Source organism: Sinorhizobium numidicum (assembly GCF_029892045.1).
In the GTDB taxonomy this organism is placed as follows: Bacteria; Pseudomonadota; Alphaproteobacteria; order Rhizobiales; family Rhizobiaceae; genus Sinorhizobium; species Sinorhizobium numidicum.
This window is the reverse complement of sequence record NZ_CP120368.1, coordinates 910,033-936,982: the sequence shown is the minus strand read 5'-3', so window position 1 is coordinate 936,982 and position 26,950 is coordinate 910,033. Positions and strand designations below refer to the sequence as shown.

At 62.9% G+C, this 26,950-nt stretch carries 21 protein-coding genes and 2 pseudogenes; 15 read left to right on the top strand and 8 right to left on the bottom strand.

From position 1 onward, the window contains the following. Nucleotides 1-179: 179 nt before the first annotated feature. The gene (locus tag PYH37_RS15530; RefSeq protein WP_280735813.1) at nt 180-1,409 is read left to right on the top strand and encodes a D-alanyl-D-alanine carboxypeptidase; all 1,230 of its coding nucleotides are present in this window, start codon (nt 180-182) and stop codon (nt 1,407-1,409) included. A 17-nt stretch (nt 1,410-1,426) separates the two neighbouring features. Here the strand turns inward: PYH37_RS15530 and PYH37_RS15525 are convergent. The 3 genes and pseudogenes from PYH37_RS15525 to PYH37_RS15515 form a co-directional block, all read right to left on the bottom strand. Continuing rightward, a pseudogene (locus PYH37_RS15525) lies at nt 1,427-1,918 on the bottom strand (GNAT family N-acetyltransferase). A gap of 7 nt (nt 1,919-1,925) precedes the next feature. Next, nucleotides 1,926-3,341: a metalloprotease TldD gene (gene tldD / locus PYH37_RS15520; RefSeq protein WP_280735812.1), complete on the bottom strand. Its 1,416-nt coding sequence runs from the start codon at nt 3,339-3,341 to the stop codon at nt 1,926-1,928. A gap of 75 nt (nt 3,342-3,416) precedes the next feature. After that, a complete protein-coding gene (locus PYH37_RS15515) occupies nt 3,417-4,616 on the bottom strand; it encodes a winged helix-turn-helix domain-containing protein (RefSeq protein ID WP_280735811.1) in 1,200 nt (399 codons plus the stop codon). A 131-nt stretch (nt 4,617-4,747) separates the two neighbouring features. Between PYH37_RS15515 and PYH37_RS15510 the strand changes: the two genes are divergently transcribed. Genes PYH37_RS15510 through PYH37_RS15490 form a run of 5 tightly spaced genes read left to right on the top strand, consistent with a single transcriptional unit; the run spans nt 4,748 to nt 9,298 of the window. Then, the gene (locus tag PYH37_RS15510) at nt 4,748-5,428 is read left to right on the top strand and encodes an energy-coupling factor ABC transporter ATP-binding protein (RefSeq protein ID WP_280735810.1); all 681 of its coding nucleotides are present in this window, start codon (nt 4,748-4,750) and stop codon (nt 5,426-5,428) included. Next, nucleotides 5,422-6,027, top strand: coding sequence for a CbiQ family ECF transporter T component (locus PYH37_RS15505; RefSeq protein ID WP_280735809.1), 606 nt, complete (start codon nt 5,422-5,424; stop codon nt 6,025-6,027). The genes PYH37_RS15510 and PYH37_RS15505 overlap by 7 nt, the downstream gene beginning before the upstream one ends. 32 nt (nt 6,028-6,059) lie before the next feature. Further along, nucleotides 6,060-6,623 (top strand): biotin transporter BioY, encoded by a 564-nt coding sequence (locus PYH37_RS15500; RefSeq protein ID WP_280735808.1) that lies wholly within the window; start codon nt 6,060-6,062, stop codon nt 6,621-6,623. 4 nt (nt 6,624-6,627) lie between these two features. Further along, nucleotides 6,628-8,121 (top strand): class I adenylate-forming enzyme family protein, encoded by a 1,494-nt coding sequence (locus PYH37_RS15495; protein WP_280735807.1) that lies wholly within the window; start codon nt 6,628-6,630, stop codon nt 8,119-8,121. Then, on the top strand, nt 8,105-9,298 hold the full coding sequence (locus tag PYH37_RS15490; protein WP_280736056.1) for a thiolase family protein: 1,194 nt from the start codon (nt 8,105-8,107) through the stop codon (nt 9,296-9,298). The genes PYH37_RS15495 and PYH37_RS15490 overlap by 17 nt, the downstream gene beginning before the upstream one ends. Here PYH37_RS15490 and PYH37_RS15485 read toward each other — a convergent pair. Further along, nucleotides 9,286-9,687 (bottom strand): acyl-CoA thioesterase, encoded by a 402-nt coding sequence (locus PYH37_RS15485; protein ID WP_280735806.1) that lies wholly within the window; start codon nt 9,685-9,687, stop codon nt 9,286-9,288. The two genes, PYH37_RS15490 and PYH37_RS15485, sit on opposite strands and share 13 nt — an antisense overlap. A 15-nt stretch (nt 9,688-9,702) precedes the next feature. Between PYH37_RS15485 and PYH37_RS15480 the strand changes: the two genes are divergently transcribed. The 5 genes from PYH37_RS15480 (at nt 9,703) to dxs (ending at nt 15,031) form a co-directional block, all read left to right on the top strand. Further along, complete coding sequence (locus tag PYH37_RS15480; RefSeq protein ID WP_280735805.1) at nt 9,703-10,671, top strand: zinc-dependent alcohol dehydrogenase family protein; 969 nt, start codon at nt 9,703-9,705, stop codon at nt 10,669-10,671. A 63-nt stretch (nt 10,672-10,734) separates the two neighbouring features. Then, nucleotides 10,735-11,667 carry a histone deacetylase family protein gene (locus tag PYH37_RS15475; RefSeq protein ID WP_280735804.1) on the top strand — a complete coding sequence of 311 codons (933 nt, stop codon included), beginning with the start codon at nt 10,735-10,737 and terminating at the stop codon, nt 11,665-11,667. Between the two features lie 3 nt (nt 11,668-11,670). Next, a complete protein-coding gene (locus tag PYH37_RS15470; RefSeq protein ID WP_280735803.1) occupies nt 11,671-11,928 on the top strand; it encodes an exodeoxyribonuclease VII small subunit in 258 nt (85 codons plus the stop codon). A gap of 108 nt (nt 11,929-12,036) precedes the next feature. Beyond that, nucleotides 12,037-12,960 carry a pirin family protein gene (locus PYH37_RS15465; RefSeq protein ID WP_280735802.1) on the top strand — a complete coding sequence of 308 codons (924 nt, stop codon included), beginning with the start codon at nt 12,037-12,039 and terminating at the stop codon, nt 12,958-12,960. A gap of 157 nt (nt 12,961-13,117) precedes the next feature. Continuing rightward, nucleotides 13,118-15,031, top strand: a complete 1,914-nt coding sequence (dxs, locus tag PYH37_RS15460) for a 1-deoxy-D-xylulose-5-phosphate synthase (protein WP_280736055.1) — start codon at nt 13,118-13,120, stop codon at nt 15,029-15,031. A gap of 73 nt (nt 15,032-15,104) precedes the next feature. Here dxs and PYH37_RS15455 read toward each other — a convergent pair. Beyond that, nucleotides 15,105-17,035, bottom strand: a pseudogene (locus PYH37_RS15455) (methyl-accepting chemotaxis protein). Between the two features lie 256 nt (nt 17,036-17,291). Between PYH37_RS15455 and PYH37_RS15450 the strand changes: the two are divergent. Continuing rightward, the gene (locus PYH37_RS15450) at nt 17,292-18,047 is read left to right on the top strand and encodes a TlyA family RNA methyltransferase (RefSeq protein ID WP_280735801.1); all 756 of its coding nucleotides are present in this window, start codon (nt 17,292-17,294) and stop codon (nt 18,045-18,047) included. Next, nucleotides 18,044-19,291 (top strand): class I SAM-dependent RNA methyltransferase, encoded by a 1,248-nt coding sequence (locus PYH37_RS15445; protein WP_280735800.1) that lies wholly within the window; start codon nt 18,044-18,046, stop codon nt 19,289-19,291. The genes PYH37_RS15450 and PYH37_RS15445 overlap by 4 nt, the downstream gene beginning before the upstream one ends. Nucleotides 19,292-19,341: 50 nt before the next feature. Here the strand turns inward: PYH37_RS15445 and mcpU are convergent, their stop codons facing one another. From mcpU to PYH37_RS15430, 3 genes are all read right to left on the bottom strand, one after another. Continuing rightward, nucleotides 19,342-21,441: a methyl-accepting chemotaxis protein McpU gene (mcpU, locus tag PYH37_RS15440; RefSeq protein WP_459117316.1), complete on the bottom strand. Its 2,100-nt coding sequence runs from the start codon at nt 21,439-21,441 to the stop codon at nt 19,342-19,344. Between the two features lie 369 nt (nt 21,442-21,810). Continuing rightward, the gene (locus PYH37_RS15435; protein WP_280735798.1) at nt 21,811-22,563 is read right to left on the bottom strand and encodes a crotonase/enoyl-CoA hydratase family protein; all 753 of its coding nucleotides are present in this window, start codon (nt 22,561-22,563) and stop codon (nt 21,811-21,813) included. A gap of 10 nt (nt 22,564-22,573) precedes the next feature. After that, nucleotides 22,574-24,355 (bottom strand): acyl-CoA dehydrogenase family protein, encoded by a 1,782-nt coding sequence (locus PYH37_RS15430; RefSeq protein WP_280735797.1) that lies wholly within the window; start codon nt 24,353-24,355, stop codon nt 22,574-22,576. A gap of 296 nt (nt 24,356-24,651) precedes the next feature. On the opposite strand from PYH37_RS15430, the gene PYH37_RS15425 reads away from it, so the two are divergent. Together PYH37_RS15425 and PYH37_RS15420 are read left to right on the top strand one after the other, a co-directional pair. Then, on the top strand, nt 24,652-25,641 hold the full coding sequence (locus PYH37_RS15425) for a transporter (RefSeq protein ID WP_280735796.1): 990 nt from the start codon (nt 24,652-24,654) through the stop codon (nt 25,639-25,641). Between the two features lie 198 nt (nt 25,642-25,839). Then, complete coding sequence (locus PYH37_RS15420) at nt 25,840-26,901, top strand: glycoside hydrolase family 25 protein (RefSeq protein ID WP_280735795.1); 1,062 nt, start codon at nt 25,840-25,842, stop codon at nt 26,899-26,901. The last annotated feature ends 49 nt before the right edge of the window (nt 26,902-26,950 follow it).

Below are 26,950 nucleotides of genomic sequence, written 5' to 3'. Positions count from 1 at the left end.
TTGGCAGCGGGGGGTTAAGCCTTGCTGAATCGGCGTTTGATTCATCCAATGTTTATCAAGCCATTAAAAATTCCAGTACCGATCGATTTTCGGCCTCAATGTTGCGACAATGCCACGCTTGTCACATTATGAAACGGGTCACGCGCCAGGGGCTCCGCGGATCCAGTGGGGGGATTTCGATGAAGAACTTGCAATTTGCCTTCGCGGCGGTGGTCGCTTTTCTCGTCGCCGCCACATCGGCGCTTGCCGGCAGTGCCTCTCTCGTTCTCGACGCCCGTACCGGAAAGATCCTTGCCGCCGAGAACGCAGACACCCCGAACTATCCCGCCTCTCTGACCAAGATGATGACGCTCTACCTGACCTTCGAAGCGCTTCATCGCGGCCAGGTCGGCTGGGAGACGACGGTGCCTATGTCGAGGGAGGCTGCGCGCAAGCCGCCGACCAGGCTTGGCCTCAAGGCTGGCGATGCCATCACCGTCCGCGAGGCGGTTTACGGCATGATCATCCATTCGGCCAATGACGCGGCGGCGGCTGTGGCCGAAAAGCTGGGCGGATCCGAGCCGGCCTTCGCCCAGATGATGACAGCGAAAGCGCGCCGTCTCGGCATGACGCGCACCGTCTTCGTCAACGCATCGGGATTGCCGGCGAGCCAGCAGATGACGACCGCGCGCGACATGGCAACGCTCGCCGTGGCGCTCATGAGGGACTTCCCGCAGGAGTATCGCCTCTTCTCGACGCGGAGTTTCAAATTCCGCGGCCGTACGATCCGCGGCCACAACAATCTGATGTACCGCTATAACGGCATGGACGGGATCAAGACCGGCTATACGAATGCTTCCGGGTTCAATCTCGTCAGCGCCGTCCAGGACGGCAACCGTCGCATCATCGGTGTGGTTCTCGGCGGGCGCACAGCGAGAAGCCGCGACAACAGGATGGCCGCCCTCCTTGACCAGCACCTGGGCAGAGCCGCGCAAGCGAACGTCGCAGCAGCTGCGCCTCGCGGCGCGGTCGCCATAGCAACGTTGCCAGGCGTTTCACTGCCCTATGCCGCTCCGCCGCGGCCGACCGAAGATGCCGTGGCGGCGGTCATTGCGGCATCCGCCGAATCTGCGGTCGAAACGGAGGAGCTCGCCGCAACGCCATCGCGGCCGGCAATCGGCCTTTGGCAGATTCAGGTCTCGGCGGCGCCGACTGAGGAAGGAGCGCGCAGAATTCTTGCGAAAGCCCGGTCTGTGGCGGCCGGTGCCCTCGCCAAAGCTTCGCCTACCACTGAAGCGGTCGGCAAGGGCGCGAACAGGTTCTATCGTGCACGCTTTGTCGGCTTTGCCAGCCGCGAGGCCGCCGCCGCTGCCTGTGCAAGGCTGAAGAAACAGGCGTACGACTGCGTTCTGCTTCCCGGCCGCGGTTAACTTACAGGCCGCCCGGCCTATGCGGCGGGCGTCAGCCGGTGAACATAGAAACGTGTGTCCAGGCCCATGAACGGGAAGTTCGGCGGAAGGTCCTCGCAGGCGATTTGCACAAAGCCGTTCTTTTCGCAGAAGCGATGCGCGGCGAGGAATTTCTCGGTCGTTCCAAGGAAGATCGCCGCAGTCTTGCGGCGCTCGGCATGGGCGAGAAGCGCCTTTAGCAGGCGTGTGGGCCACGCCGTGGTCTCGGCCGCGAAAGTCGCGAGCGACGAACATCTTGCGCAGTGCTGTCTGCGCGCCTCCGATATCCTTGAGGGTAATCGTGCCGACGACGCGGCCGCCGGTCGTGGCAACCAGAAATCACCGTCTCCGCTCTGATAGAACTCCGGGATCGCCGGAGGTCCGGCTGGTCCTCGACCGTAATCGAAGCCGAATTCCTCCTGCTGGATCGGTAGGATGACGTCGATGACAGCCTGTTCGTCGGCTGGCGAAAAACGCCGGATTTCTATCATGTGCGATCTACGCCTGCGTGCCGCCGACGGTGATCTGATCCATCCTCAGATGCGGTTGACCGACGCCGACCGGCACCCACTGACCTGCCTTGCCGCAATTGCCGATGCCGGTATCGAGCTTCGTGTCATTGCCGACCATCGTCACCCGCTTCATTGCATCCGGTCCGTTGCCGATGAGCATCGCGCCCTTGACCGGCGCTCCAAGCTTGCCGTTCTCGATCAGATAGGCCTCAGTGCAGCCGAACACGAATTTGCCGGAGGTGATGTCCACCTGACCACCGCCGAAGGAGACCGCATAGATGCCCTTCCTCACCGAGGCGATGATCTCCTCGGGCGTGCGATCGCCGGAGAGCATATAGGTGTTGGTCATCCGCGGCATCGGCACATAGGCATAGCCTTCACGGCGGCCATTGCCGGTCGGCTTCATGCCCATCAGTCGGGCGTTCTGCCGGTCCTGCATATAACCGACGAGCTTGCCGTCCTCGATCAGCACGTTGTAGCCGGAGGGCGTACCCTCATCATCGATCGAGATCGAGCCGCGCCGCTCCTCGATTGTCCCGTCATCGACGACGGTAACGCCCTTTGCAGCGACCTGCTCACCGAGGAGGCCGGCGAAGGCTGATGTCTTCTTGCGATTGAAGTCGCCTTCAAGGCCATGGCCGACCGCTTCGTGCAGCATGACGCCCGGCCAGCCGGAGGCGAGCACGACATCCATGGTGCCCGCCGGCGCGTCGATAGCTTCGAGATTAACGAGCGCCTGCCGTAGCGCTTCGTCGGCGCCGCGTTTCCAGTTTTCTTCCGTGATGAAGTCGCCGAAGCCGCGCCGTCCGCCGATGCCGAAGGAGCCTGTTTCCTGCCGGTCACCTTCGCCGACGACGACGGAGATGTTGATGCGCGTCATCGGCCGTATATCGTGAACGCGATGGCCGTCAGCCCTCAGAATGTCCACAACCTGCCAACTGGCGGAGATCGTCGCTGTGACTTGCCGGACCTTCGACTCCTTCGCGCGCAGATAGGCATCGATTTCCTGAAGCAACGTTACCTTCGTCTCGAATGCCGGCTCGCCGATCGGATTTTCGTCGCCATAGAGCTTCTTGTTCGTGCGTTGCGGAGCCGCAGCATAGGAGCCTGAATGGCCCCGGGTCACCTGCTCCACGGCATCCGCAGCTCTTCTCAACGCCGCAAGCGACAGTTCGCCCGCATGGGCATAGCCCACCGCCTCGCCGGCTACAGCACGCAGGCCAAAGCCCTGATCGGTGTTGAAGCTGCCGCCCTTGAGGCGGCCGTTGTCGAATGAGAGCACCTCGGCCTGCGCATGCTCGAGGAAGAGTTCACCGTCGTCGGCGCCGGAAAGCGTCTCGGAGAGAACCTTGCGGACTATTGCCTCGTCCGCGTCGAAGAGGCTCATCAGATCGGTATTCATGGTTCTGCTCCTGCGTGGGCGAGATTCCTTGCTCCATTTAGGAAGCGTGGAGCCGCAAGCCAAGGAAATTCTCGATCAGGAAACAGGAGCATCCCATGCATCGAGCAGGTTCACCTCTTCGACGCCGGCAAAACGGGCAACGCGGTCGAGTTCGGCGGCGAGCTTTTCCATCCGCCCCGACGACGCCTTTACGCCCGGCTCCAGCCAGAGACGCCGAACATCGAGGCTTCCGCGCTTGCGGTCGGCCTTCATGTCGATGCGGCCGATCAGCTTGTCGCCTTCAAGCAGCGGAAAGACATAGTAGCCGTATTCGCGTTTTGCTTCCGGGACGAAGACCTCAATGCGATAAAAGAAGCCGAAGAGGCGTTCGGTGCGATTCCGATCGCGCAACAGGGGATCGAAAGGACTGAGCACGCGAATGCGGCCCGGTGGATCGGGGATATCGCCGACGTTGTCCGGAAAGCCGGAGAAAGCGTAGGATGGACGCGGTTTGCCGCCATTGCCAGATTCGATCACCACGTCGCAAAGCTCGTCGCGGTGCGCGGCAACCCAGGCTTTCGCCTCGTCCGACGACACCAGGTCCCAGAAAGCTGCGATCTCGCCGTGGGTGGCGAAGCCGAGACGCTCGAGCGCGCTGCGGCAGGCCCAATCGACGAACTCTTCGTGGCTGACGTCCCCCTCGTAGTGGCGCGCGGGAATGACCCGTTCAGTGAGATCGTATACCTTCTGAAAATTCACCCGCCGGGCAATCGCGAGCTTGCCCTGCCGCCAGAGCACTTCGAGGGCCGTCTTCGACGGGTGCCAGTTCCACCAGCCGCCGGACTCGTGGTCATCCGCTTTCAAGTCGCGTGACATGACCGCGCCGCCGCTGGCGACCCTGTCGTAAGTCTCGTCGCAACCCTCGTCGAAGCCCTCGCCACGCCATTTGCGCCAGCGCTCTTTCAGCGTCTCGCTTTCCCATTTGAAGCGGTGCTTCCAATAGACGAAGAAGGAGCTCGGAATGATCGAGGCGTCGTGGGTCCAGTGCTCGAAGAGCTCGCCATCTTTCTCCAGGAGCTCCGTCAGGTGCTCGCGGCGGTAGGTCTGGTTGCGAGAGAAGAGGATCTGGTGATGGGCCCGCTCGACCGTCGCGATGCTGTCGACCTGCACGAAGCCGATGTCGTGAATGAGCTGCAGCAAGCCCTCCTTGCCGAGCGCGCGATGCGGCGCGGCGGAGAGACCCTGCTTGGCAAGGAAGATGCACCGGGCATCGCGGTTGGAGAGACGAATCGTCATGCCGCAAAGAGTAGGCTTTTATTCCCATTTTTCAAATACTCCGCAAAGCGCGAAGCGGGGGCGAAGCCGCATTGCTCTTTCCGATCGACTTGCCCTATAGAGCGATCACGCAAACTGCGAGGGAACAAGGATTGAATATCCGCTTTACCGATTGCTCGGTCAGCTTCAACGAGCGGGTCGCGCTTTATCCCCTGACCCTTTCCCTGGACGAACGGCGTATCGGCATCATCGGCCTCAACGGTTCCGGCAAGACCACATTCGCACGGCTTATCAACGGGCTTGTCAAACCGACCACGGGCCGCGTGACGGTCAACGGGCTCGATACAATCGAGAATGACCGGGAGGTGCTGGCGCAAGCCGGCTTCATCTTCCAGAATCCGCAGCACCAATTGATCATGCCGATCGTCTCCGATGACATCGCCTTCGGTCTCAAGAACCGCGGACTATCTGCCCATGAAATCTCGTTGCGAACCGAGGCGGTGCTGGCACGTTTCGGCGTCTCTCACCTCGCGCGGCGCCGCGTCCACGAGCTTTCGGGCGGGGAAACGCAACTCGTCGCGATGGCAAGCGTCGTCGTCACCGGACCGAAAATTCTGATCCTCGACGAGCCGACCAATCAGCTCGATCTGCGCAACCGCCGCATGGTCGCCGAAACGATCGACGCGCTCGACGAAGACACGATCGTCATCACCCATGACCTACGACTTGTCGAAGGTGTGGCGCGATTGCTTCTCTTTCATGAGGGCCGGCTCGTTGCCGACGGACCGCCGGACGAGACGATCCGGCACTATCACGGGGTCGCCGGATGCTGACGAGCCTTTATGTCGAGGGAAAAAGCTGGTTTCATCGCGTTCCGGTACGCGCGAAACTCATCGCGCTCGTGATCGTCAGCTTGCTCCTCTTCGCGACAAAGTCGCTCACGCTCCTGCTGCCCGCATTCCTGCTTTGCGGCTCGCTCTACTTGTCGCTCGGCATGACTTTACGCGAAGCGATTTCGCGCGTCGGCTTCATCTTCTTCACCATCCTCGTCCTCGCGCTCGTCAACCTTTTCCTCCTTCCAGTGCCGGACGTCGCCGCTCTGATCCTGCGGCTGACGTCGCTCGTGCTCTTTGCGGCGGCAGTCACGGCGACGACGACCATCGGCGCCTTCATGGACGAGATCACGATCCTGATGAAGCCGTTTGAGCGCCTGGGTCTGCTGCGTGCGGCAGACGTCAGCCTGGCGCTCGGCCTCGTGCTGCGTTTCGTCCCCGATATCTTCGCTCGCTATCAGGCGATCCGCGAGGCGCACCGCGCACGAGGGCTGCCAGTGCGGCCGTTGACGATCGTCGGACCGCTGATCATCCTGACACTGAAAGATGCGGATACGATTGCAGCCGCCATTGACGCCCGCGGATTTCGCCGGCAATAAATTCGCGCTTTCTAATAAAAGGGTAAGACCATATGAACACCAGAGATCTCGTCCTCGTCGCGCTCTTCGCTGCGATCGTCATCGTGCTTGGCCTCATACCGCCGATCACTCTCGGCTTCATTCCCGTTCCCATCACGGCGCAGTCTATGGGCGTCATGCTCGCCGGCTGCATCATCGGCGCGAAACGCGGGGCACTTGCCTTCCTGCTGTTCATCCTGCTGGTCGCCATCGGCCTGCCGGTGCTTTCCGGTGGACGCGGTGGCCTCGCGGTTTTCGCCGGTCCCTCCGGTGGCTTCATCCTCGGCTGGGCGGTTGCCGCCTTCGTCACCGGCCTGATCGCCGAGCGTTTCGTGCATCCGGCAAATTCGGAAGGCCGCCAGTTTGCCGGCTTCTTTCTGGCATCGGTGATCGGCGGTATCGTCGTGCTCTATGCGATCGGCGTTCCGTGGCTTTCCGCAGTCACAGGCACGCCGCTGCTGGCTGCCGCGACCGGTTCGCTGGTGTTCATACCGGGTGATCTTCTCAAGGCAGCGATTGCCGCGCTTGCCGCCCGCGCCGTCCTTGCCGGCTACCCGCTGCTGCCGGTGCGCGCCTAACGCCATGCCATTCGCCGAGGCGACAATGCTGCATGCGGGTGAGCGCCCGCATGTTCCAGCCTTCCGAATGGAGGACCGGACCTTCACGTTCCGGGAGCTCGCTGCGGAGGCAAAACGCATTCTCTACGCGATCGAGCGAGAGGCGCCCACGAGCCGCAGCGTCCTCTCGGGCCGGGCGCGGCTGATCGCGCTCGAAGTCGGCAATCATCCGCTCTTTCCGGCCGCTGTCATTGCCGCAACGGCAGGCGGCAATTGCGCAGCGATCATCGATCCGCACCTGCCGGAGGCCGCCCGACGGCGAATGAAAGAGCAATTGCGCCCCGACATCGTCATCAGCGCCGAGGGCGATTCCTTGCGTCTTGATGTGCTCGCCACGGGACAAGGTCATCTTGTCGATGGCAGCTTCGATAGTGCACCCCTCCTCCCGATCGGCAACGGCGCTGAACCCTTCCTCATCGTCTCCACATCCGGCACTACCGGCGAACCGAAGGCGATCATCCGCGACCGCAGGTCCTGGCGCCTCAGTCTCAAGATCGGTCAGGGCTTTTTCGGCATCGGACCGGAAACGAAGACTTATGCGCCCGGCCCACTGGCACACGGCCTAGCCCTCTATGCGCTTGCCGAAAGTTTGACGGCCGGAGCCGAGTTCATCGGCACCCGCCATTTCGAAGCGCGCCAGGCACTCACTGCGATCCAAGCAGCACAAGCCAAGCGGCTCGTGCTGGTGCCGACGATGTTGCGACGGCTTTGCGACCTATCGGAAGGCTACCAGTCGAGCTCCGTCGAAAAGATCACCGTCGCCGGCGCCAAGCTCACGCCTACGGATCGAAAGGCGGCAAGCCGCGCCTTTCCTACGGCGGAGGTTACCGAATATTACGGCGCTTCCGAGCTTGGTTTCATCAGTGTTTCCGGGGCAATGGACAACCACACGCCGACCGCAGTCGGCAAGGCTTTCCCTGGCGTTCGGCTGGCGATCCTTGATGACGCAGGCAACAGTCTTCCTCCAGGCGAAACGGGCACGATCTTCGTCGAGAGCGAACTGATATCCGATGGCTACATTGCTGGCGCCGACGGCACCGGCTTCCTTCGGCAAGGCGCTCGCGCAACTGTCGGAGACCTCGGCTTTCTCGACGGCGACGGCACGCTGCATCTCATCGGACGCGCGGGCGGCATGGTGCTCTCGGGCGGCAATAATATCTATCCCTCCGAGGTCGAAGCAGCGATCATGGCCGGCGGTTGCAGCCGCGCTGTTCTGGTCCTCGGGCTCGACCATCCCGATCTTGGCAGTGAGCTTGCCGCCGTGATCCAGCCAAACGGAAGCGGCTTTGAACGCGAGGCGCTGGAGCGTCATCTTGCCGCCGCCCTGCCGCGCTACAAGCACCCGCGAAAGGTCTGGCTCTGCCGCGAGATGCCGATGACGTCCTCCGGCAAGATCGCCGCCAAGGAGCTGCGGCAATGGATCGCGGAGGGAAACCGTGCCCTTGAACGTCTCGTCTGATCCGGCGCGCACGCCGGTCATCATCGCAGCGCTGCGCACACCGGTCGGCCGCGTCAACGGCAGCCTCGCCACGATCGAGCCGGCAAGCCTTGCTGCCTTGCTGATCGAGAAGATCGTCGCCAGCACCGGCATCGGCAGCGCCGAGATCGATGACGTGCTCATCGGCAACGCCGCCAACAGCGCCGGCAATCTCGCCCGCCTCGCCGCTCTCGAAGCCCGCTTGCCCGTTTCCATCCCGGGTGTCACCGTCGATCGCCAATGCGGCTCCGGGCTCGAAGCCATCGTGCTTGCGGCACGCCAGATTCAGGCCGGCGCGGGTCGGTTTTATCTTGCCGGCGGCACGGAAAGCGCCAGCCGCGCCCACGTCCGGCTTCGGCCGCCACTTGCGCGTGGCGAAGAGCTTCAGCCGGTGAAGCGCGCGCGGATGGCGCCTGATTTCATCGGCGACCCGGACATGGGCGTTGCGGCCGAGAACGTCGCCGCAGTCTGCCGCATTTCGCGGGAACGGCAGGACCAGTTCGCCCTGGAAAGCCATCGGCGCGCCGTCGCGGCCGAAGCGGCGGACAGGTTCGCGCGTGAGATCGTGCCGGTGGCGACACCTGCCGGTATTGTCGCAAGGGACGAATGCCCCCGCGCAAACGCCTCCGCTGAGACGCTCGCCCGGCTGAAGCCGGTCTTCGTCAAGAACGGCACCGTCACCGCCGGAAATGCCTGCCCGATCAATGACGGGGCTGCCATGGTGCTGGTGACCAATCTCGCCGAGGCGCGGCGGCTCGGCGTTCCCTTTGCGCTCGAATTCGTCGATGCGGCGGCGGCGGGCGTCGACCCGAACCTGCTCGGGCTTGGTCCCGTCCCTGCGATGGCGCGGCTTCGCGCGCGCAACCCCGCGCTCGACATAGCAAATATGAACTTCATCGAATTCAACGAGGCGTTCGCCTCGCAGGTCCTCGGCAGCCTCGACCAGCTCGACATTCACCCCGCGCGCGTCAATCTCGACGGTGGCGCCATTGCGCTCGGCCATCCCTACGGCGCTTCGGGCGCCATTCTTATCGTCCGGTTGTTCTCGCAGATGCTTGCCGTCCCATCACAGGCGGAGGGCCTCGCGATGATGGGTGTCGGCGGCGGCATGGGGATCGTTGCCCATGTCCGCAGCCTGCGGCCGGATCAGGCCATGTAAGCCGTAAGCCATTCGCGGGTAGCGGCGGGAACCGGCAAGGGTCTGTGGCGAACGGGATCGACGGCGACCCAGACGATTTCGACCTCCGCCGACAGCTGGTCGGCCGCCTCGACCCGCACGGCGAAGCTTAAGGAACTGCCGCCGACCTTCGCGACACTTACCGTGAACCTGGCCGGCTCGTCGAAACGCAGTCCTCGATGGTAGACGCAGGCTGAACGGCGAACGAGATAGGCAGGCTCGCCCTTTACCGCCGGCCGATGCCGCCACAGATTGGCGAGTGCTGCTTCCGCATGCGCGTAATAGGCCGCATTGTGCATATGCCCGTGCATGTCTATATCGCGAAAAGGAATGCGGATTTCCGTGACATTTTCCCGATGCGTGCCGTCCATGCGAGGCCCCTTGCCATGCTCTCCACCCTCGTTAGACAGTTTGGCGATCCCGAACAAGTCATCGAACTTGTGGATGCCGAGCGCGTGGCCCCGGCTGCCGGCGAGATCGAGATCGCGATATCGCTCGCGGCGATCAACCCGTCCGACCTCATTCCCGTGACCGGCGCCTATCGCGCCCGCACCGAACTGCCCTTCGTGCCCGGCTTCGAAGGCGTCGGCGTTATCAGCCGCGTTGGACCGGGCGTGCGAGATCTGAGGCCGGGGGACCGCGTCCTTCCGATCGGGGCAAGCGGCCTATGGCAGCAATTCCTCATACGCCCGGCCGAATGGTGCTTCCGTGTGCCGGACGATATAACCGACGAACAGGCCGCCGCGTGCTACGTCAATCCGCTAACCGCGCTTCGGCTTATCGAAGCCTTGCGGACGCATTTCGGTTCGCTCGAGGGGCGCAGCGTCGCCGTGACCGCTGCCGGCTCTGCGATCGGCGGAATGTTGTTGAGGCTGTTGGCTCTCGAAGGCATGGCGCCGACGGCAATCCTTCGCAGCGAAAAAAGCCGCGTCCGTCTTGGCAATGCTCACCGCGTGATTGTGAGCGACGGGAGCGACCTTCCCCCGCACATCGACTTCGACGCCGTACTCGATGCCGTCGGCGGCGGGCTGGCCGGCGAGCTGATCAGCCGCTCCGTTCGCCCCGGCGGGACCTTCATCCAATATGGGGCGCTCAGCGGCGTGCCGGTGCCGCAGGCGGCAATCAGCCGCCGCTCCGGCGTCCTTTTCGCCTACCTCTGGCTCAGGACCTGGGTGCATTCGGCCGATCGCCAAGCGATTGAAGCGGCCTTTGCGCGGAGCTTCGCTGGCCTGCGCGACGGCCTTTTCGCAAGCCCGATGGCCGCAACCTACCCGTTAAGCCGGCTTGCCGATGCGTTGGCGCATCAGGCCGACCCGCTTCGCAACGGCAAGATCCTGCTCGATCCGCGCTGTTGAAAATCGACACTTTCACGGTGTTCCGCCATGGACCTCTGACCGTTCGCGCACTAGTTTCCGGGCATGACCACGCATTTTTACGAAAACCCAGTTTTCCTGGAACACAAGGTTCCGGAGGGGCACCCTGAGCGGCCGGATCGGCTGAAGGCGCTGAACCTTGCGCTGGAGCACCCGAATTTTACGGAGCTCAAGCGCCTGGAGGCGTTGAAAAGCGATGAAGATTTGGTGCTGCTCGCCCATACGGAAGAGCATCTGCGGTCGATCAAGCGCGCGATCCCGGACGGCGACGATATAAACCAGATCGAAGCGGACACCTATGCCAGTCCGCTGAGCCTTGAGGCAGCCTTGACAGGGATCGGCGGTGCGGTTGCTGCCGTGGACGCGGTCTTCTCCGGCGGGGCCGATAACGCCTTCGTCGCGGCCCGCCCGCCGGGGCACCACGCCGAAAAGGACAAGGCGATGGGCTTCTGCTTCTTCAACACGGTGGCGATCGCCGCGCGCCACGCACAGAAGGCGCATAGCGCGGAGCGGGTCGCCATCGTCGACTGGGACGTTCACCACGGCAACGGCACACAGGACATCTTCTGGGACGATCCGTCAGTGCTCTTCTGTTCCACTCACCAGATGCCGCTCTATCCGGGCACCGGCGCCAAGGACGAGACCGGGGTCAAGCACAACATCGTAAACGCGCCGCTGTCGCCAAACAGCGGCAGCGAGCATTTCCGCGATGCCTTCCGCAGCCGCGTGCTCGCCGCGCTCGACAATTTCCGACCCGACTTCATTCTGGTTTCCGCCGGCTTCGACGCTCACCATCGCGATCCGCTGGCCCAGATCAACCTTGTTGCCGAAGACTTCGACTGGGCCACCGGGCGCCTCATGGACATGGCCAGTAAAAGCGCCGGCCACCGTGTCGTCAGCCTGCTCGAGGGCGGCTACGATCTGCAGGGGCTCGCCGAGTCGGCCGGCATGCATATCTTGAGACTTCTGAGAGGGTAATTCATGGACACCAGCATCCAGCAACCGGACGTTTCTACCCTCTCCTTCGAGCAGGCGGTCGAAGAACTGGAACGCATCGTCTCCGCGCTTGAACGCGGCGATGTCGCGCTCGACAAGTCCATCGAAATCTACGAGCGCGGCGAGGCTTTGAAGAAGCATTGCGAGACGCTGTTGAAGGCGGCCGAGGACCGTATCGAGAAAATCCGCCTCGATCGTGCGGGCAGACCGCAGGGCGTGGAGCCGCTCGACGCAGAGCAGTGAGCGGCAAAGGCTTGAAACCGGAAACGCTGCGTCTTCGAAGAGCCGCTACCGCGTTGAGGGGTTTACCGCTAGTTTCAACCGGAACGCCCACCAACGGGAGCGACTGCCATGTCCTTCTTTCCTGGTCCCGATCCGCTCGCCGGCGACAAACCCGCCTGTGATGCCATCGAGCACCTCATCATTCCACGCACCAGTGACATCGGCGGCCTGCAGGTGCGCCGAGCGTTGCCGACGGCGAGGCGCCGCCTCGTCGGCCCCTTCATTTTCTTCGATCGTATGGGACCGGCGCTGCTTCGGGCGGGCGAGGCAATCGATGTCCGCCCGCATCCGCATATCGGTCTTTCGACCGTCACCTATCTCTTCGACGGCGAGATAAAGCATCGTGACAGCCTCGGCACCGAGATGGTGATCCGTCCCGGTGACGTGAACCTGATGACCGCCGGGCGCGGCATCGTGCATTCCGAGCGCTCGCCGGAAAACCAGCGCGGCCATGAACGCTCGCTCTCTGGACTGCAAACCTGGCTGGCACTCCCCGACGGCAAGGAAGAGATCGATCCCGTCTTCGATCACACTGAAGAACACATGCTGCCCCATCTTGCCGACGGCGGCGTTCGGGCGCGGGTGGTCATCGGCAATTTTGAAGGCGGAAGCTCGCCGGTCTCCGTCTTCACCGACACGATCTATGTCGATCTGGCGATCGAGGCGGGCAGAAGCGCGCCCTTCGCCGCCAATTGGGAGGAACGCGCGCTTTATATTCTTTCCGGCGAAGCGATCATCGCCGGCGATCATTTCGCCGACAATCAGCTTCTCGTTTTCCGGCCGGGGGATGAAATCACCATCACTGCCGGCGCAAAGGGTTGCCACGTGATGCTCTTCGGGGGTGCTAGCCTGGCTTCGCCGCGTCACATCTGGTGGAACTTCGTTTCCTCCTCCAAGGAGCGGATCGATAAGGCCAAGGAAGAGTGGCGCACCGGGCGCTTCGAGATCGTGCCGGGGGATGAGGAAGAGTTCGTGCCTTTGCCCGAAAGGTAATTTTCGTTAAGCTCTTGGTTGAAGACGCAGGAAAGCCTAATTTTGCATTCAACGACGATTGCGTCTAAACAGCCGTTCTAACGGACCCATCAACATTCGCGCGCCGTCCTTCGGTGCGCACGAGGCATGCAGCGTGACACAACTGCCAACCAATCCGATGCCGGCGACTCCCTTGCTTGATAAGGTTAAGTTCCCCGCCGATCTGAAGAAGATCGACGACAGGGACTTGCCGCAACTGGCAAGCGAAGTGCGCGCGGAAATGATCGATGCGGTGTCACGCACCGGCGGCCATCTCGGCGCCGGCCTCGGCGTGGTCGAATTGACGATCGCCATCCATAAGATTTTCAACACACCCGACGACCGGCTGATATTCGACGTCGGCCACCAGTGCTATCCGCACAAGATCCTGACCGGGCGGCGCGACCGTATCCGCACACTGCGCCAGGAAGGCGGCCTCTCCGGCTTCACCCGGCGCGCTGAAAGCGAGTATGATCCCTTCGGTGCCGCGCATTCCTCGACGTCGATCTCTGCCGGTCTTGGCATGGCCGTCGCCGCCGACCTCGACGGCAAGGCCCGCAATGTCATCGCGGTGATCGGCGATGGCGCCATGTCGGCCGGCATGGCCTTCGAAGCGCTCAACAATGCCGGAGCACTCGATGCCCGCCTGATCGTCATCCTCAACGACAACGACATGTCGATCGCGCCGCCGACAGGCGCGATGAGCGCCTATCTCGCGCGGCTTGCTTCCGGGCGGACCTACATGGGTATCCGCGAAGTCGGCAAGAAGCTTACCGCCTATCTCGGCAAGACCGTCGACCGGGCGATCACCCGGGCCGTCGAGCATGCACGCGGCTACGTCACCGGCGGCACCATCTTCGAGGAAATGGGCTTCTACCATATCGGGCCGATCGACGGGCACTCCTTCGACCATCTGCTGCCGGTGCTCCGCAACGTTCGCGACAATGCCAAAGGGCCAGTGCTGATTCATGTGGTGACGCAGAAGGGCAAGGGCTATCCGCCGGCGGAAGCCGCCGCCGACAAATACCACGGCGTCAACAAGTTCGATGTGATCACCGGCGCGCAGGCCAAGGCAAAGCCGAATGCCCCAGCCTATACCTCGGTCTTTGCCGAAGCGCTCACCCAGGAAGCAAGCCTCGACGACAAGATCGTCGCGATCACCGCAGCGATGCCGACCGGCACCGGTCTCGACAGGTTTGCGGCCGTTCATCCGTCACGCTGCTTCGATGTCGGTATCGCCGAGCAACACGCCGTGACCTTCGCCGCAGGGCTCGCCGCCGAAGGCTACAGGCCCTTCGCCGCACTCTATTCGACCTTCCTGCAGCGCGCCTATGATCAGGTCGTTCATGACGTGGCGATCCAGGGCCTGCCCGTCCGGTTCCCGATCGATCGCGCCGGCTTCGTCGGCGCCGACGGGCCGACGCATGCCGGCTCCTTCGACACGACTTACCTTGCCACCCTGCCCGGCTTCGTTGTGATGGCTGCTGCCGACGAGGCGGAGTTGAAGCATATGGTGCGCACCGCCGCGGCCTACGACGAAGGGCCGATTTCCTTCCGTTATCCGCGTGGTGAAGGTGTGGGCGTCGAACTGCCGGAGCGCGGCGAGATCCTTCAGATCGGCAAGGGCCGCATCGTCAAGGAGGGAACGAAGGTAGCGCTGCTTTCATTCGGCACCCGGCTTGCAGACTGTCTGCAGGCGGCCGAAGACCTCGACGCCTCCGGCCTCTCGACAACGGTCGCCGACGCGCGATTTGCTAAGCCTCTCGATCATGATCTGGTCCGTCAGCTCGCCCGCCACCACGAGGTCTTGATCACTATCGAGGAAGGCGCGATCGGCGGCTTTGCGAGCCAGGTACTGCATTTCCTTGCCGAAGAGGGCCTGCTCGACGGCGGCCTTAAGGTGCGGCCGATGGTGATGCCCGACGTCTGGATGGAACAGGCAAAACCGGAAGCGATGTACGCTCGCGCAGGCCTCGATCGCGCAGGCATCGTCTCGACCGTGTTCCAGGCGCTCGGCCAGAAGCACGCGGTTGGCCTCGGCGCGGCGGGCTGAGGCATTCTACTTCAAGAAGAAGGCCCGACATTTTCGCCGGGCCTTCGCGTTAGGCAAGATCGTCAGGACGCCATCAGAACTCGGTCCAATCCTGGCTTTGCGCCGCCGCCGCAGAACCGAACGATCTCGCCACTTTTTGGCTGAGCAGTCGGGCAGGAGAAGCAATCGGCTTCGATGCCGCTGAAGCGCTCGTCACCGCCGCAGTCGTTTCGAGACGGCGGCCCAGCTTGAATTGTGAAATGAGCTGATCCAGAGCTGCGGCCTCGCGCGCGAGTCCGTGGCTCGCGGCGGTTGACTGCTCGACCATTGCCGCATTCTGCTGCGTGCTCTGATCCATCGAATTGACGGCCATATTGATCTCCTGCAGTCCGGTCGACTGCTCGCGTGCTGCCGTGACGATGGCGCTCACGTGCTGATTGATCTCGCGCACCTCGGTCACGATCGTTTCGAGGGCCTCGCCCGTCTGGCCGACGAGGTGTGCACGCCGGCGCGAACCTGTTCGCCGGACATCATGATCAGGGCCTTGATCTCCTTGGCCGCGTTGGCCGAGCGCTGGGCGAGCTCGCGAACTTCCTGCGCCACGACCGCAAAGCCCTTGCCCGCTTCGCCAGCGCGTGCGGCCTCGACGCCGGCATTCAGCGCGAGGAGATTGGTCTGGAAAGCAATGTCATCGATAACGCCGATGATGTTGGAGATCTCCCCGGACGACTTTTCGATCTCATGCATGGCACTGACGGCGCGGCGGACGACATCGCCGGATTTTTCCGCTCCCGCTCGGGTGCGATCGACCAGAACGCCTGCATCCTCCGCGCGCTTGGTCGAATCGCGCACCGTCGTGGTGATCTCCTCCAACGCCGCCGCCGTCTCCTCGACGGAAGCGGCCTGCTGCTCTGTGCGTCTCGCCAGGTCATTTGCGGCTTCGCGAATTTCATTGGCGCCCGCATTGATCGCACCGGCGTTTTCGCCGACGGCACGAAGAGTTGCCTGAAGCTTCTCCAGCGACTGGTTGAAATCCATGCGCAGGGCATCGAGGCGCTCGGCGAACGGCACCTCGATCCGGTGGGCAATATTGCCCTCGGCGAGAGCCGCAAGCCCGCTGCCAAGCGCTTCCATCGCAACTCGGATTTCAGCGGCCTCGCGAGCCCTGTCCGCATCGCTACGGCTGCGTTCGGCTTCGGCCGCGCTGCGCATCTTTTCGGTTTCGCCGGAGAGCCTGAGCTTCTCGATCGCAGCCTGCCGGAACACGAGCACCGCACGGGCCATCTGACCGACTTCGTCCTCGCGGTCGAGGGCGGGCACGTCGATATCGTGATCACCGCCGGCAAGGCGGCCCATTGCGCCGGTCATGCCGACGATCGGCCGCACGATCGTCCGGGAAAGCATCCAGGCCATCAGGGCCGCCACCACGGTTGCCGCGACGGCGCCGAGGCCGAGAGCCGCCATGAGGACCGATGTGGCGTTTGCCTGAAGGTCCTGCTGCTCGGCCGACCAACCACGTGCCTTTTCCTTGATCTGGGCAGCAGCCTCACGAAACGCGTCAAGCTGTCCCTTGGATGCGTTGCGCCCGATCTCGATGACCTCGAGGATCGGCATTTCGGTCGTGCGACGCGCCTCCAGCTGCGGTTTGGCGAGTTCGTTGAAATAGACGTCGGCAGCCTTCTGCATATTGTCGATTAGGGCCAGCAATCGCGTTTCGCCGGCGGCCGTCTCGCGAGCGGCAGCGATATTTTTTCCCATGCGCTCGCGATTTGCGAAGACGTCATTATAGGTGCTGTCGCTGCGGAAGAGCAGGAAGCCTCGAAGATTGACCGCCTGCTCCAGCATGGCCTGAGAAGCCTCATCGATGAGGTTGACGAGCCGGGCGGATTGGCTCTGTCGGGCGGACGACTGCCTGGCGAGTTCGGCTTTCCAATAGACGACCGCGGATACGGTCAGGAAGAGTGCGATAAGGCCGCAAAAAGTCAGGCCGAGTTTGCGACTAAGGGGAATGTTTTTTAGAGACATTGAGGTGGAATCCTGTTTCAGGGACACACGCGGATCGGGCAGCGCAACCCGATCGGTGCCGTGGGAGACGGCCAGCCGCTTCGGGTCGCGCCAAAGGCATCATTGGATATGGCAGAGGACGGAACCGTTCATGGTTCGTCGGGAGGGAGCTTTGCCAGCCCTGAAAGATTCGCATTTTTTGACTTAAATTTCGCTTAATCCAAAGGCGCTTATCCCGCTCCCTTGCAATACGCCGCATGACGCGCCATGACGGACCATGTCCAATGAAATGCACGTCATGATCCGCCTCGATCAATTGCTTCTAAACAAGGGCCTCGTCGCCAGCCGCGCCCGCGCGCGTGACGCGATCCAGCGCGGAACCGTCAAGGTCGATGGTCGCACCGTGACCAAACCCGCCACGACTTTCGCCGAAGGCGTTGCGATCACCATCGACGACCCGGCACAGGCCTATGTGTCCCGCGCGGCGCTGAAGCTCGTCGCCGCGCTCGACCATTTCGGGCTCGACCCCTCGGGCAAAACCTGTCTCGACATCGGTGCGTCGACGGGTGGATTCACCGAGGTGCTGCTAAAGAGAGGGGCTGCCCATGTGGTTGCCGTCGATGTCGGTCACGGGCAGATACATCCGCGCGTTGCGCAAGATCCTCGCGTCACCAATATCGAGGGGCTAAACGCCCGAGCGATGACGACTGAGGATATCGGCGACCGCAGCATCACCTTCGTCGTTTCCGATGTATCCTTCATCTCGTTGAAACTGGCGCTGCCGCCCGCGCTCGACATGGCCGAGCCCGGCTCGCACTGCGTCCTGCTCGTCAAGCCGCAGTTCGAGGCCGGTCGCGACGCGATCAGCAAGGCCGGTCTGCTCAAGGATCCGGAGAGCGCGCCGGCGGTGGCGGCCGAGCTCGAACGCTGGCTTGTGGAGGACATGGGCTGGCAGAGCCTCGGACTCATCCCCTCGCCGATCGCGGGCGGCGACGGCAACAGCGAATTTCTTCTCGCGGGAAGAAAGCCATGAGCACGGAAACCGTGAAGATCAGTCGGCTGGGCGCGCAAGGCGACGGCGTCGCGCAGACGGAAACCGGCCACGTCTATGCAGCCTTCACGTTGCCCGGCGAGACGGTGACCCTCGCGGTCGACAGGACGCACGGCACGCTGATGTCGCTGAAGGAGGCTTCCCCTCAGCGGGTCGAACCGAAATGTCGCCACTTCGGACCCGAGGGCGTCAACGGCACTTGCGGCGGCTGTACGCTGCAACACGCTTCCGACGAACTCTATCACGCGTTCAAGCGCAGCCTCGTCATCGATGCATTGAAGTCGAAAGGTCTGACGCCGGAGGTTGGCCCGCTGATCATCGCCCGACCGGGTGAGCGCCGCCGCGTCGTGTTTACCGCCCGGCGAACTGAGAAGGAACTGCTCCTCGGCTACAACCAGGCGGAGAGCCACCATATCGTCGCGATCAGCGAATGTCCCATCACGAGCCCGGGCATCGTCTCGCGGCTCGCGACCATCCGCAGGATCGCCGCCGCCATGGCGTCGAGCGCCGAGCCGTTCCGCATCACCGTGCTTGAGACGGAGACCGGGCTCGATTTGGCCGCTGAAGGTATCAAGCTCAGCGACAAGCAGAGGCGCACGACAGTCGAGACGGTCTTGGGTGAGCGCGGCATTGCCCGCGTCAGCCTGAACGGCGAGATCATCGTCGAGCCCGTCAAGCCGGCGATCGGCTTCGGCGGTGTAACTGTCTCTCCGCCGCCCGGGAGTTTCACTCAGGCGACCCGCGAGGCCGAAGAGGCAATGGCCGAACGCGTGCTGGGCCACGTCGGCAAATCAAAGCGCGTCGCCGATCTCTTTTCAGGCATCGGCACCTTCGCACTCAGGATCGCGCGGACAGCGCGGGTCCACGCCGTCGAAAGCGAAGACAAGGCCTTGAAGGCGCTCGACTTTGCGGCCCGCAAGACGCAAGGGCTGAAACCCATAACCATCGAGAAGCGAGACCTTTTCCGCCGACCGATGATGGTGCAGGAGTTGAAGGTCTTCGACGCCGTCGTTTTCGATCCGCCGCGCGCCGGAGCCGAAGCGCAATGCCATGAGCTCGCCCGCTCGAGCGTCAAAAAAATCGCCGCAGTCTCCTGCAACCCCGTGACGCTTGCACGGGATCTCTCGATCCTCGTTGCCGCGGGCTACCGCATCACATCGGTGACGCCGATCGACCAGTTTCTCTGGTCGGCCCATGTCGAGGCGGTCGCAACGCTCGAAAAATAAGAAAGGCCCGGCGGCTGGCCGGACCCTTCCTGTTGCCAACGGAGGCGGCATCAGGCCGCGCGGCGGCGATGGCTCTTGGCCGGGCTGGCGGACGCCAGTATGTCTCCAAGTTTGAACTGTGCGAGCAGCGCATTGAGCGCAGCCGCTTCCTGGGCAAGACCGTGGCTTGCCGCCGTCTGTTCCTCGACCATGGCCGCGTTCTGCTGCGTACCCTGGTCCATGGTGTTGACGGCCGTGTTGATCTCCTGGAGCCCGGTTGACTGTTCGCGAGTCGCGGTGACGATCGCGCTTACGTGCTTGTTGATCTCCTGAACCTCGGCGACGATTGCTTCCAGCGCTTTGCCGGTGTCGCCGACGAGCGTCACGCCGGAGCGCACCTGTTCGCCGGAGGTAGTGATCAACGCCTTGATTTCCTTCGCGGCATTGGCCGAACGCTGGGCGAGCTCGCGCACTTCCTGAGCGACGACGGCAAAGCCCTTGCCGGCCTCGCCCGCGCGGGCGGCTTCGACGCCGGCATTCAGCGCCAAGAGGTTGGTCTGGAAGGCGATGTCGTCGATGACGCCGATGATGTTCGAGATCTCGCCGGATGATTTTTCGATTGCGTGCATCGCGTGGACGGCGTTCTGCACCACTTCGCCGGACTTTTCCGCCCCTTCACGGGTGCGGGCGACGAGCGCACCGACTTCCTCTGCTCGGTGCGCCGAGTCCTTGACAGTGGTGGTGATTTCCTCGAGCGCTGCAGCAGTTTCCTCGACAGAAGCCGCCTGCTGTTCGGTGCGGCGGGCAAGATCGTCGGCGGCAGAGCGGATCTCGCTGGCGCCGGCATCGATGGCGCGTGCATTGGTGCCGACCGCACACAGCGTATCGTGCAGCCTGGCGACCGAATTGTTGAAGTCGTCCCTGAGACGATCGAGGCGATCGGCGAACGGGCTGTCGATGCGATAGGCGAGATCGCCGTCCGCGAGCCGGCCGAGGCCCGTCGCCAGCGCTTCGACTGCATGCTGCACGTCCGCCGCATCGCGAGCCTTCTGTGCTTCGCGCTCGAGGCGTTCACGTTCCGACAGCGAGCGGTTGGCATCCGCTTCTTCTTCAAGCCGAACCCGTTCGACCGCATTGGCGCGGAAAACGGCAACCGCCGCCGCCATTGAGCCGATCTGGTCCCGGCGCTCTTCCCCCGGAATCGCAACAGCGAGATTGCCGGCGGCAAGCTTCTCCATCGCACCCGTCATGTCGGTCACCGGGCGGATGACGAGACGGCTGAGAAGGGTCGCGAGAAAGACGATCATGGCACCGACGGCGAGAAGCGTCGCGACGGTCGCGGCCACGCGGAACTGGCTGATCGCCGAATAGGCGACGTCCGCATCGAGGGCGAAGCCGACATACCATTCGACCGATGGAAGTCCCTGCACCGGCACGAAGCTTACCAGCATCGATTTGCCGTCAAGCTCGCTATGCATGATGCCGCTGCCGATCACCGGCGTATCGACCGGGAAGGCGTCAGCGAGCGTCTTCGTCACGAGCTTTGCATCCGGATGGACGAGGATCTGCCCGTCCTTGCTCGCGAGAAACGCGAAACCTTTGCTGCCGACATCGATATCGTTGATCATGGAGACCAGGGTCTTCAGGGAGAAGTCGCTCGCGGCCACGCCATAAAGCTTGCCGTCATGCTTGACCGGAACAGCTGCGCTGATGATGACGTCGCCGCTCGACGCGTCGATATAAGGCTCGGTGAGAACGCGAGCATCGGCCTTCACCGCCTGCTGATACCAGGGGCGTTGGCGCGGGTCGTAGCCTTCCGGCAGCGGCATCTCGGGCCACGTAATGAACTTGCCCGCTTCATTGCCGACATAGGTGGACATGAACTCGCCGGTAAGAACGTCATTCTTCAACGCGGCCAGGATGCCGGCTTCGTCGGAGGCGCTGCCGGCCGCATCCGCCGCCATGGCGGTCAACGTCACCCGGCCGTTCAGCCAGTTGGCGACGCTCTGAGCTGCCTGGTTGCCGGAAGAGGAAATATTCTCCTCGACTGCCTTCGTGGTCGTGTCACGCTGAAGCGCATCGATATAGACGGAAAAACCTGCGAAGGCACCGACGACAACGCAGGACGCCGCAAGAAGGATGCGCGTCATGAGGTTCGATCGTTTGGACAAAATAGGGCTCCTCGGGAATGGCCGGCGTTTTTCGGCGACATGAGCTCGTAAGGGTTTTCCCGTACGCGACGGACCGATCGCCGGAGCGACTGGAGAAATGCCGGGAAACCGAGTGGACATGCCGCGAGGGCGATGCCGGCCATGCCTCATGCCGCCGGGGCCGGCGCCGAACCGCCGCAAGTTCCGGTGAACACACGGACGACGCTCCAGCGCCTTTCATTCAGAGCAGCCCTTAGGCGCCAGTGATTGCACCTAAGGCCGGCTGCTCCGAGGGAAGGCCTACTGCGGCCGGACGCTAGCGATTGCTATTTAAGAACCGATTAAAATTGACAGATAGAAATTCAGGATGCCTGCACCCGAACTTCGGTCCTAGCGGCGCATGAATGCCTCGAAAGCGGCACGCGCTTCGGCGCTCTTCAATTGCGCCGAAAAGTGCGCCGCCTCCTCGTCGATCCGCGCGAGGACATCCTTGCGGTCGCCGCGGATGAGATCGCGTGCAATGCGCAGCGCCTCCGGCGGCTTCTTGGCGAGGCGCGCTGCGAGCGAGAGCGTTTCGGTTTCCACGGTATCCTCGTCGACAACTTTCCAGATCAGTCCGGCGTCCAGCGCACTGGCGGCCTCAAGCGGCTCACCGGCTGCCAAAAGCGCAAAAGCGCGCTGATGCCCCATGATGCGCGGTGCAATCAGGCTTGAGGCGGCTTCCGGAACGAGCGCCAGGTCGACAAAAGGAGTCCTGAAAACCGAACGGGCGGAAGCCACTGTGAGATCGCAATGCAGATGGATCGTCGTACCGATGCCGATCGCCAATCCATCGACCCCGGAAACAACGGGCTTCGCCGCGCCCGCGAGCGCCTGGAGGAAGTCCAGAACTTCGCCTCCCATACTGCCGCCCATGGCAAAGGTCAGGAAATCGGCCATGTCGTTGCCGGCCGAAAAACACCCTTCCGTTCCGAGGAAGGCAGTCACACGGACAGCGGGATCTTCTCCGGCGACCGTCAGTGCCTTCGTCATCTTGGCGTACATCTCGCGCGTGATGGCGTTCTTCTTCTCCGGCCGGTTGAAACGGATGACCTGGACACCGGGAGAGGCCTCCGGCCGTTCTACGAGCACGTGGTCAGTCATGGGGTTTTCCTCAATTGAGAACGGCGCGGGCGGTTGCAAGGCTCTCCGCGCCATTGACGACACGGTCTCTGAGCGCGGCTGTCTCTGCCAAAAGATTTTCCGCGGCGAAGCGGCAGAGGCTGATGCGCGCATCCTGCTTTCCATCGCCGGCTTCGGCGAGCCCTCCCTTGGCGAGATAGACGCCGGTCAGCACCAGACCGAACAGGCGCTGATAGGGGGTGGCGCCGGAGAGTGCATCGGCGAGTTTTTCGCTTCCCAGCGCTGCCAGCAGCCATTCGGTCGTCGCCGCGAGATCGGCGATCGCAGCGTCGAGCCGCGATGCCGTCTCGCCAAATCCCTGCCTGTTCGATGCCCTGACGGCAGCGGCGACCTGGCCGAGTTCACCAATGAAACCGCGCACATGAGCGCCGTCGGACTGCGGCAACTTGCGGATGACGAGATCGATCGCCTGGATACCGTTGGTGCCTTCATAGATCGGTGCGATTCGCGCGTCGCGCAGGTACCGGGCCGCCCCGGTTTCCTCGATGAAGCCCATGCCGCCATGCACCTGAATGCCCATCGAGGCGACATCGACGCCGGCATCGGTTGCGAAGGACTTGGCAATCGGGGTCAGCAGGCTTGAGCGTTCCTGCCAATGACGGGCTTCGTCGCCCCGGCTGGCGTGCGCCATGTCGACTGCGTGTGCGCAGGCGTAGGCGATGGCACGCGACCCTTGGGTCAGCGCCTTCATCGTCAGCAATGTGCGGGCGATATCCGGATGCTCGATGATCGGGCTCATGCCTTCACCGCTCCATCCGGGCGCCCTGCCCTGCGTACGCTCCTTGGCGTAGGCAATCGCCTTCTGGGTAGCGGCTTCGGCGATGGCGACCCCTTGTATCCCCACGGCAAGCCGGGCATTGTTCATCATCGTGAACATGCAGGCGAGCCCGCGATGTTCCTCGCCGATGAGATAACCGATCGCTCCCTTCTCCGCACCGAACCTGCCGTCGCCGTAGATCATGGTGCAGGTCGGCGATCCATGGATGCCAAGCTTGTGCTCAAGCGAGTGGCAAAAGAGATCGTTGCGGGCACCGAGCGTGCCATCCGTGTTGACGAGGAATTTCGGCACAAGAAATAGCGAAATTCCTTTCGTGCCGGGTGGCGCATCGGGCAATCGCGCCAGCACGAAATGGATGATGTTATCGGTAAAGTCGTGCTCGCCCCAGGTAATGAAGATCTTCTGGCCGAAAATGCGGTAGCTGCCGTCCGCGCGGCGTTCAGCGCGGGTCTTGAGCGCGCCTAGGTCGGAGCCGGCATTCGGCTCCGTCAGATTCATGGTCCCCATCCATTCGCCCGAAACCATCTTCCCGAGAAAAGTTGCCTTCAGAGCGTCGGAGCCGTGTTTTTCCAACGCCTCGATAGCACCCATGGTCAGCGTGGGAGCGAGGGCGAAGGCCATCGAGCCGCCGTTCCACATTTCCATCGCGGCGACATGCAGCATGTGCGGCAGGTTCTGTCCGCCGAAGGCCTCCGGTGCCGTCAGACCATTCCACCCGCCGCCGATCCAATTGCGATAGAGGTCGCGCCAGCCCTCGGGCGTCTGGACAGCCCCATCAATCAGGCGTGCGCCCTGCCGGTCGCCAATCTCGGCGAGAGGCGCTATCTCTTCCGTTGCAAAACGACCCGCTTCCGAAAGGATCGCATCGACGAGATCTTCGCCGAGTTCGCCGAATCTGCCCGCGGTCAGAGCACCGTCCATGCCGGCCACATGCTTCAGGGTGAATGCAATCTCGTCAATTGGCGCCTTGTACATAATGTTCCTCCCGTGCAGTCGCGGCCATCGTAGACGACGCGCACTCTTCACGTGCCGAGCCTATTGATTTTTACGTAAACGTCAATGCTGAGATGCGTGCCAGCGCTTGCAGCAAATGAGTGTAACAAAACTGTCATTGAAGACGAATAGAAGCCGTCTCAAACGGCCGCTCGAGCGGGATTAAGGAAAAGTGTGAACGGTTTTCCGCGCGGATCCCGCTCTCCTTATTTGAATCGATAGGCCTAGGAATTTTGGGTTGATTCAAGTCAAAATCCTCGCGGTCTAAGGCACTCCCGATGAACCTGATTTCCCCCGAGATACCTGGCCTCGTCTGGGCTTACCGGTTTTTTCCCGGCGAAAACCGATGCCAGCGCATCTCCGCCGATTCGTCCGTCGATAGTCTCCAGGCGAGCGAGGGCTGGCTCTGGATGCATCTGGCGCTCAGCGATGCGCGCACGCCCGCGCTGATCGAGCGTATCGCCAATCTGCCGCAGGCAGCAATCGCGACGCTCACCAGCCATGACACCCAGGCGGCGATAACCGTTTCGGAAGATGTCGTGCACGGTACCGTGGTCGATTTCGAGCGAACCTTCGACACGGTCACCAAAACGATCGGCTGGCTGCATTTTGCGGTCAGCGACAGGCTCGTCATCACCACGCGCCTGCATCCGCTGCGCAGCATCGACCGGGTGAAGGCGGCCGTTGAAAAGAACGCCAGATGCAGCCGGCCGATCGATCTCTTCGAGATGCTCGTCATCGAGTTCCAACGCACATTGATCTCGTTGGTGCTCGAGCTGACGGAAGAGCTCAACGTCATCGAGGACCGCGTCTACGGCGAGGCGGAACACAGGCAGCAGCCCGGGCTCGCGCCGTTGCGCCGAACTGTGGTGCGGTTGCACCGGCACCTGAGAACCACCCTCGCCCTGCTGCGGCGCGCGGCGGCCTCGGAGGATGACGAGGTGCCACCGGGATTCATCGACGCGGCCGAGCGGCTTTCCGATCGGCTGGAGGCCGTCGACCGCGATGTGTTTGCGCTTCAGGAACGAGCGAGGCTCCTGCACGAGGAAATCGATAGCAAGATCTCCTCTGAGACCAACCGCCATCTCTACATCCTGTCGCTGATGACGGCGTTCCTGTTGCCGGCCACCCTGGTGACCGGTTTCTTCGGCATGAACACGGGCGCCCTGCCCTTCGCCGGCGGGAGCGGCACGCTCTATGCAGGGCTGTTCATTGCCCTTTCGATGGGACTTGCCTGGATGATCCTCAAGCGTATCGGCATCCTCTAGAAGTCGATGGAGCGGGCGGCGAAGCTGCCGGCCCGCGCACATAACGGACAAAACCGCCGGCGAGATCACAATCCAGAGCCGAACTCGACGGCTACTTTGCCGCCGCAGGTCTATGTACAGAAGCGGCCGTCTCGCGCAGGATCAGCACAGGGGCTGAGATTCACGACCTTTTAACCCTAATGTCGGCAATCTCAGAGAATGGAAAAGCGGGGACTCTCGATTTCGGGGATGATCTTGCGCCTGGCGGCCCTTGTGGGCCTGACCTTCGCGGCGGCGAGCGCACGCGCGAGTGACGTCGAGCCGTGGAAGCAGCGCCAGAACGCGATCATCGTCGACGCTTACGAGATGAACAGCATCGACTGGGAAGCGATGCTGAAGGATAAGCGGATTTCCGGCTTCATCGCAAAAGCCTCCGACGGCCTGCCGGAAAGCTTCACCTGCACCGGCGACCATGGCGGCGATACGGTCGCCCATTGCAAGACGATGTGGCGCAAATATGCGGTCAGCCGGGAACTCTACCAGACCCGCCGAATGATTGCCCGTTCTCACGGCCTGCTCTGGGGTGCATATCATTTGGCCCGGCCCGGCAACCCGGTCGATCAGGCCAATCACTTCCTCGACTACGCGGACCCGCGCGACGACGAGATGATGGTCCTCGACATCGAAGGTATCGATCCGGACAAATACATGTCTCTCGACGACGCGGCGATCTTCGCCGGCCATATCAAAGCGCGCACCGGCCGCTATCCGATCCTCTATACCAACCACATAACGGCGAAGCACATCGCCGCCAACCGGTTCAAGCATCGGCTGCTTTCGCGCCTTCCGCTCTGGTATGCGCGCTATAAACCCGATATCCGCAAGGTTTTTCCGCTGGGCAACTGGAACAGCTATGCGCTGTGGCAATTCTCGTCTGCGCATAATTGCGGCAAGAAACGCTGCCCCTACCGCGTGCCGGGCACACTCAACGACATTGACGTGAACGTCGCGGCCATGCCCGTCGCAGCACTGAAGGCTGTCTGGGCCAGCGGTACGCTGCTGCCGGAAAAACCGCCGGTCCTGACGGTTGTCGCCTCCGCCAAAGCCGGCGCCGCGCAAATGACGGGCGCCACCGCCGTCGCCTCCTTCGCGCAGCCATTGCTCATCAGCCGTGCCGGGGCCGAGAGCGGATCAGGCACCGGCGTCGACATGACGGTCACCGGCACCATCAGCGTGAAGGCGGCGGAGGCGCGCTTGCCCTATCAGACCGAGCGCCGCTAGAGCGCCGTGCGTTCAAGTGAACGCACAAAGGACGCTCTAGCACTCTAGA

Coding starts and splice junctions, on each gene's coding strand:
- dxs (WP_280736055.1), top strand. CDS start 13,118: ATGCCGGCGACTCCCTTGCTTGATAAGGTTAAGTTCCCCGCCGATCTG.
- PYH37_RS15420 (WP_280735795.1), top strand. CDS start 25,840: ATGGAAAAGCGGGGACTCTCGATTTCGGGGATGATCTTGCGCCTGGCG.
- tldD (WP_280735812.1), bottom strand. CDS start 3,341: ATGAATACCGATCTGATGAGCCTCTTCGACGCGGACGAGGCAATAGTC.
- PYH37_RS15480 (WP_280735805.1), top strand. CDS start 9,703: ATGCTCTCCACCCTCGTTAGACAGTTTGGCGATCCCGAACAAGTCATC.
- PYH37_RS15435 (WP_280735798.1), bottom strand. CDS start 22,563: ATGACTGACCACGTGCTCGTAGAACGGCCGGAGGCCTCTCCCGGTGTC.
- PYH37_RS15425 (WP_280735796.1), top strand. CDS start 24,652: ATGAACCTGATTTCCCCCGAGATACCTGGCCTCGTCTGGGCTTACCGG.
- PYH37_RS15485 (WP_280735806.1), bottom strand. CDS start 9,687: ATGGACGGCACGCATCGGGAAAATGTCACGGAAATCCGCATTCCTTTT.
- PYH37_RS15530 (WP_280735813.1), top strand. CDS start 180: ATGAAGAACTTGCAATTTGCCTTCGCGGCGGTGGTCGCTTTTCTCGTC.
- PYH37_RS15470 (WP_280735803.1), top strand. CDS start 11,671: ATGGACACCAGCATCCAGCAACCGGACGTTTCTACCCTCTCCTTCGAG.
- PYH37_RS15500 (WP_280735808.1), top strand. CDS start 6,060: ATGAACACCAGAGATCTCGTCCTCGTCGCGCTCTTCGCTGCGATCGTC.
- PYH37_RS15515 (WP_280735811.1), bottom strand. CDS start 4,616: ATGACGATTCGTCTCTCCAACCGCGATGCCCGGTGCATCTTCCTTGCC.
- PYH37_RS15475 (WP_280735804.1), top strand. CDS start 10,735: ATGACCACGCATTTTTACGAAAACCCAGTTTTCCTGGAACACAAGGTT.
- PYH37_RS15430 (WP_280735797.1), bottom strand. CDS start 24,355: ATGTACAAGGCGCCAATTGACGAGATTGCATTCACCCTGAAGCATGTG.
- PYH37_RS15450 (WP_280735801.1), top strand. CDS start 17,292: ATGTCCAATGAAATGCACGTCATGATCCGCCTCGATCAATTGCTTCTA.
- PYH37_RS15505 (WP_280735809.1), top strand. CDS start 5,422: ATGCTGACGAGCCTTTATGTCGAGGGAAAAAGCTGGTTTCATCGCGTT.
- PYH37_RS15465 (WP_280735802.1), top strand. CDS start 12,037: ATGTCCTTCTTTCCTGGTCCCGATCCGCTCGCCGGCGACAAACCCGCC.
- PYH37_RS15445 (WP_280735800.1), top strand. CDS start 18,044: ATGAGCACGGAAACCGTGAAGATCAGTCGGCTGGGCGCGCAAGGCGAC.
- PYH37_RS15495 (WP_280735807.1), top strand. CDS start 6,628: ATGCCATTCGCCGAGGCGACAATGCTGCATGCGGGTGAGCGCCCGCAT.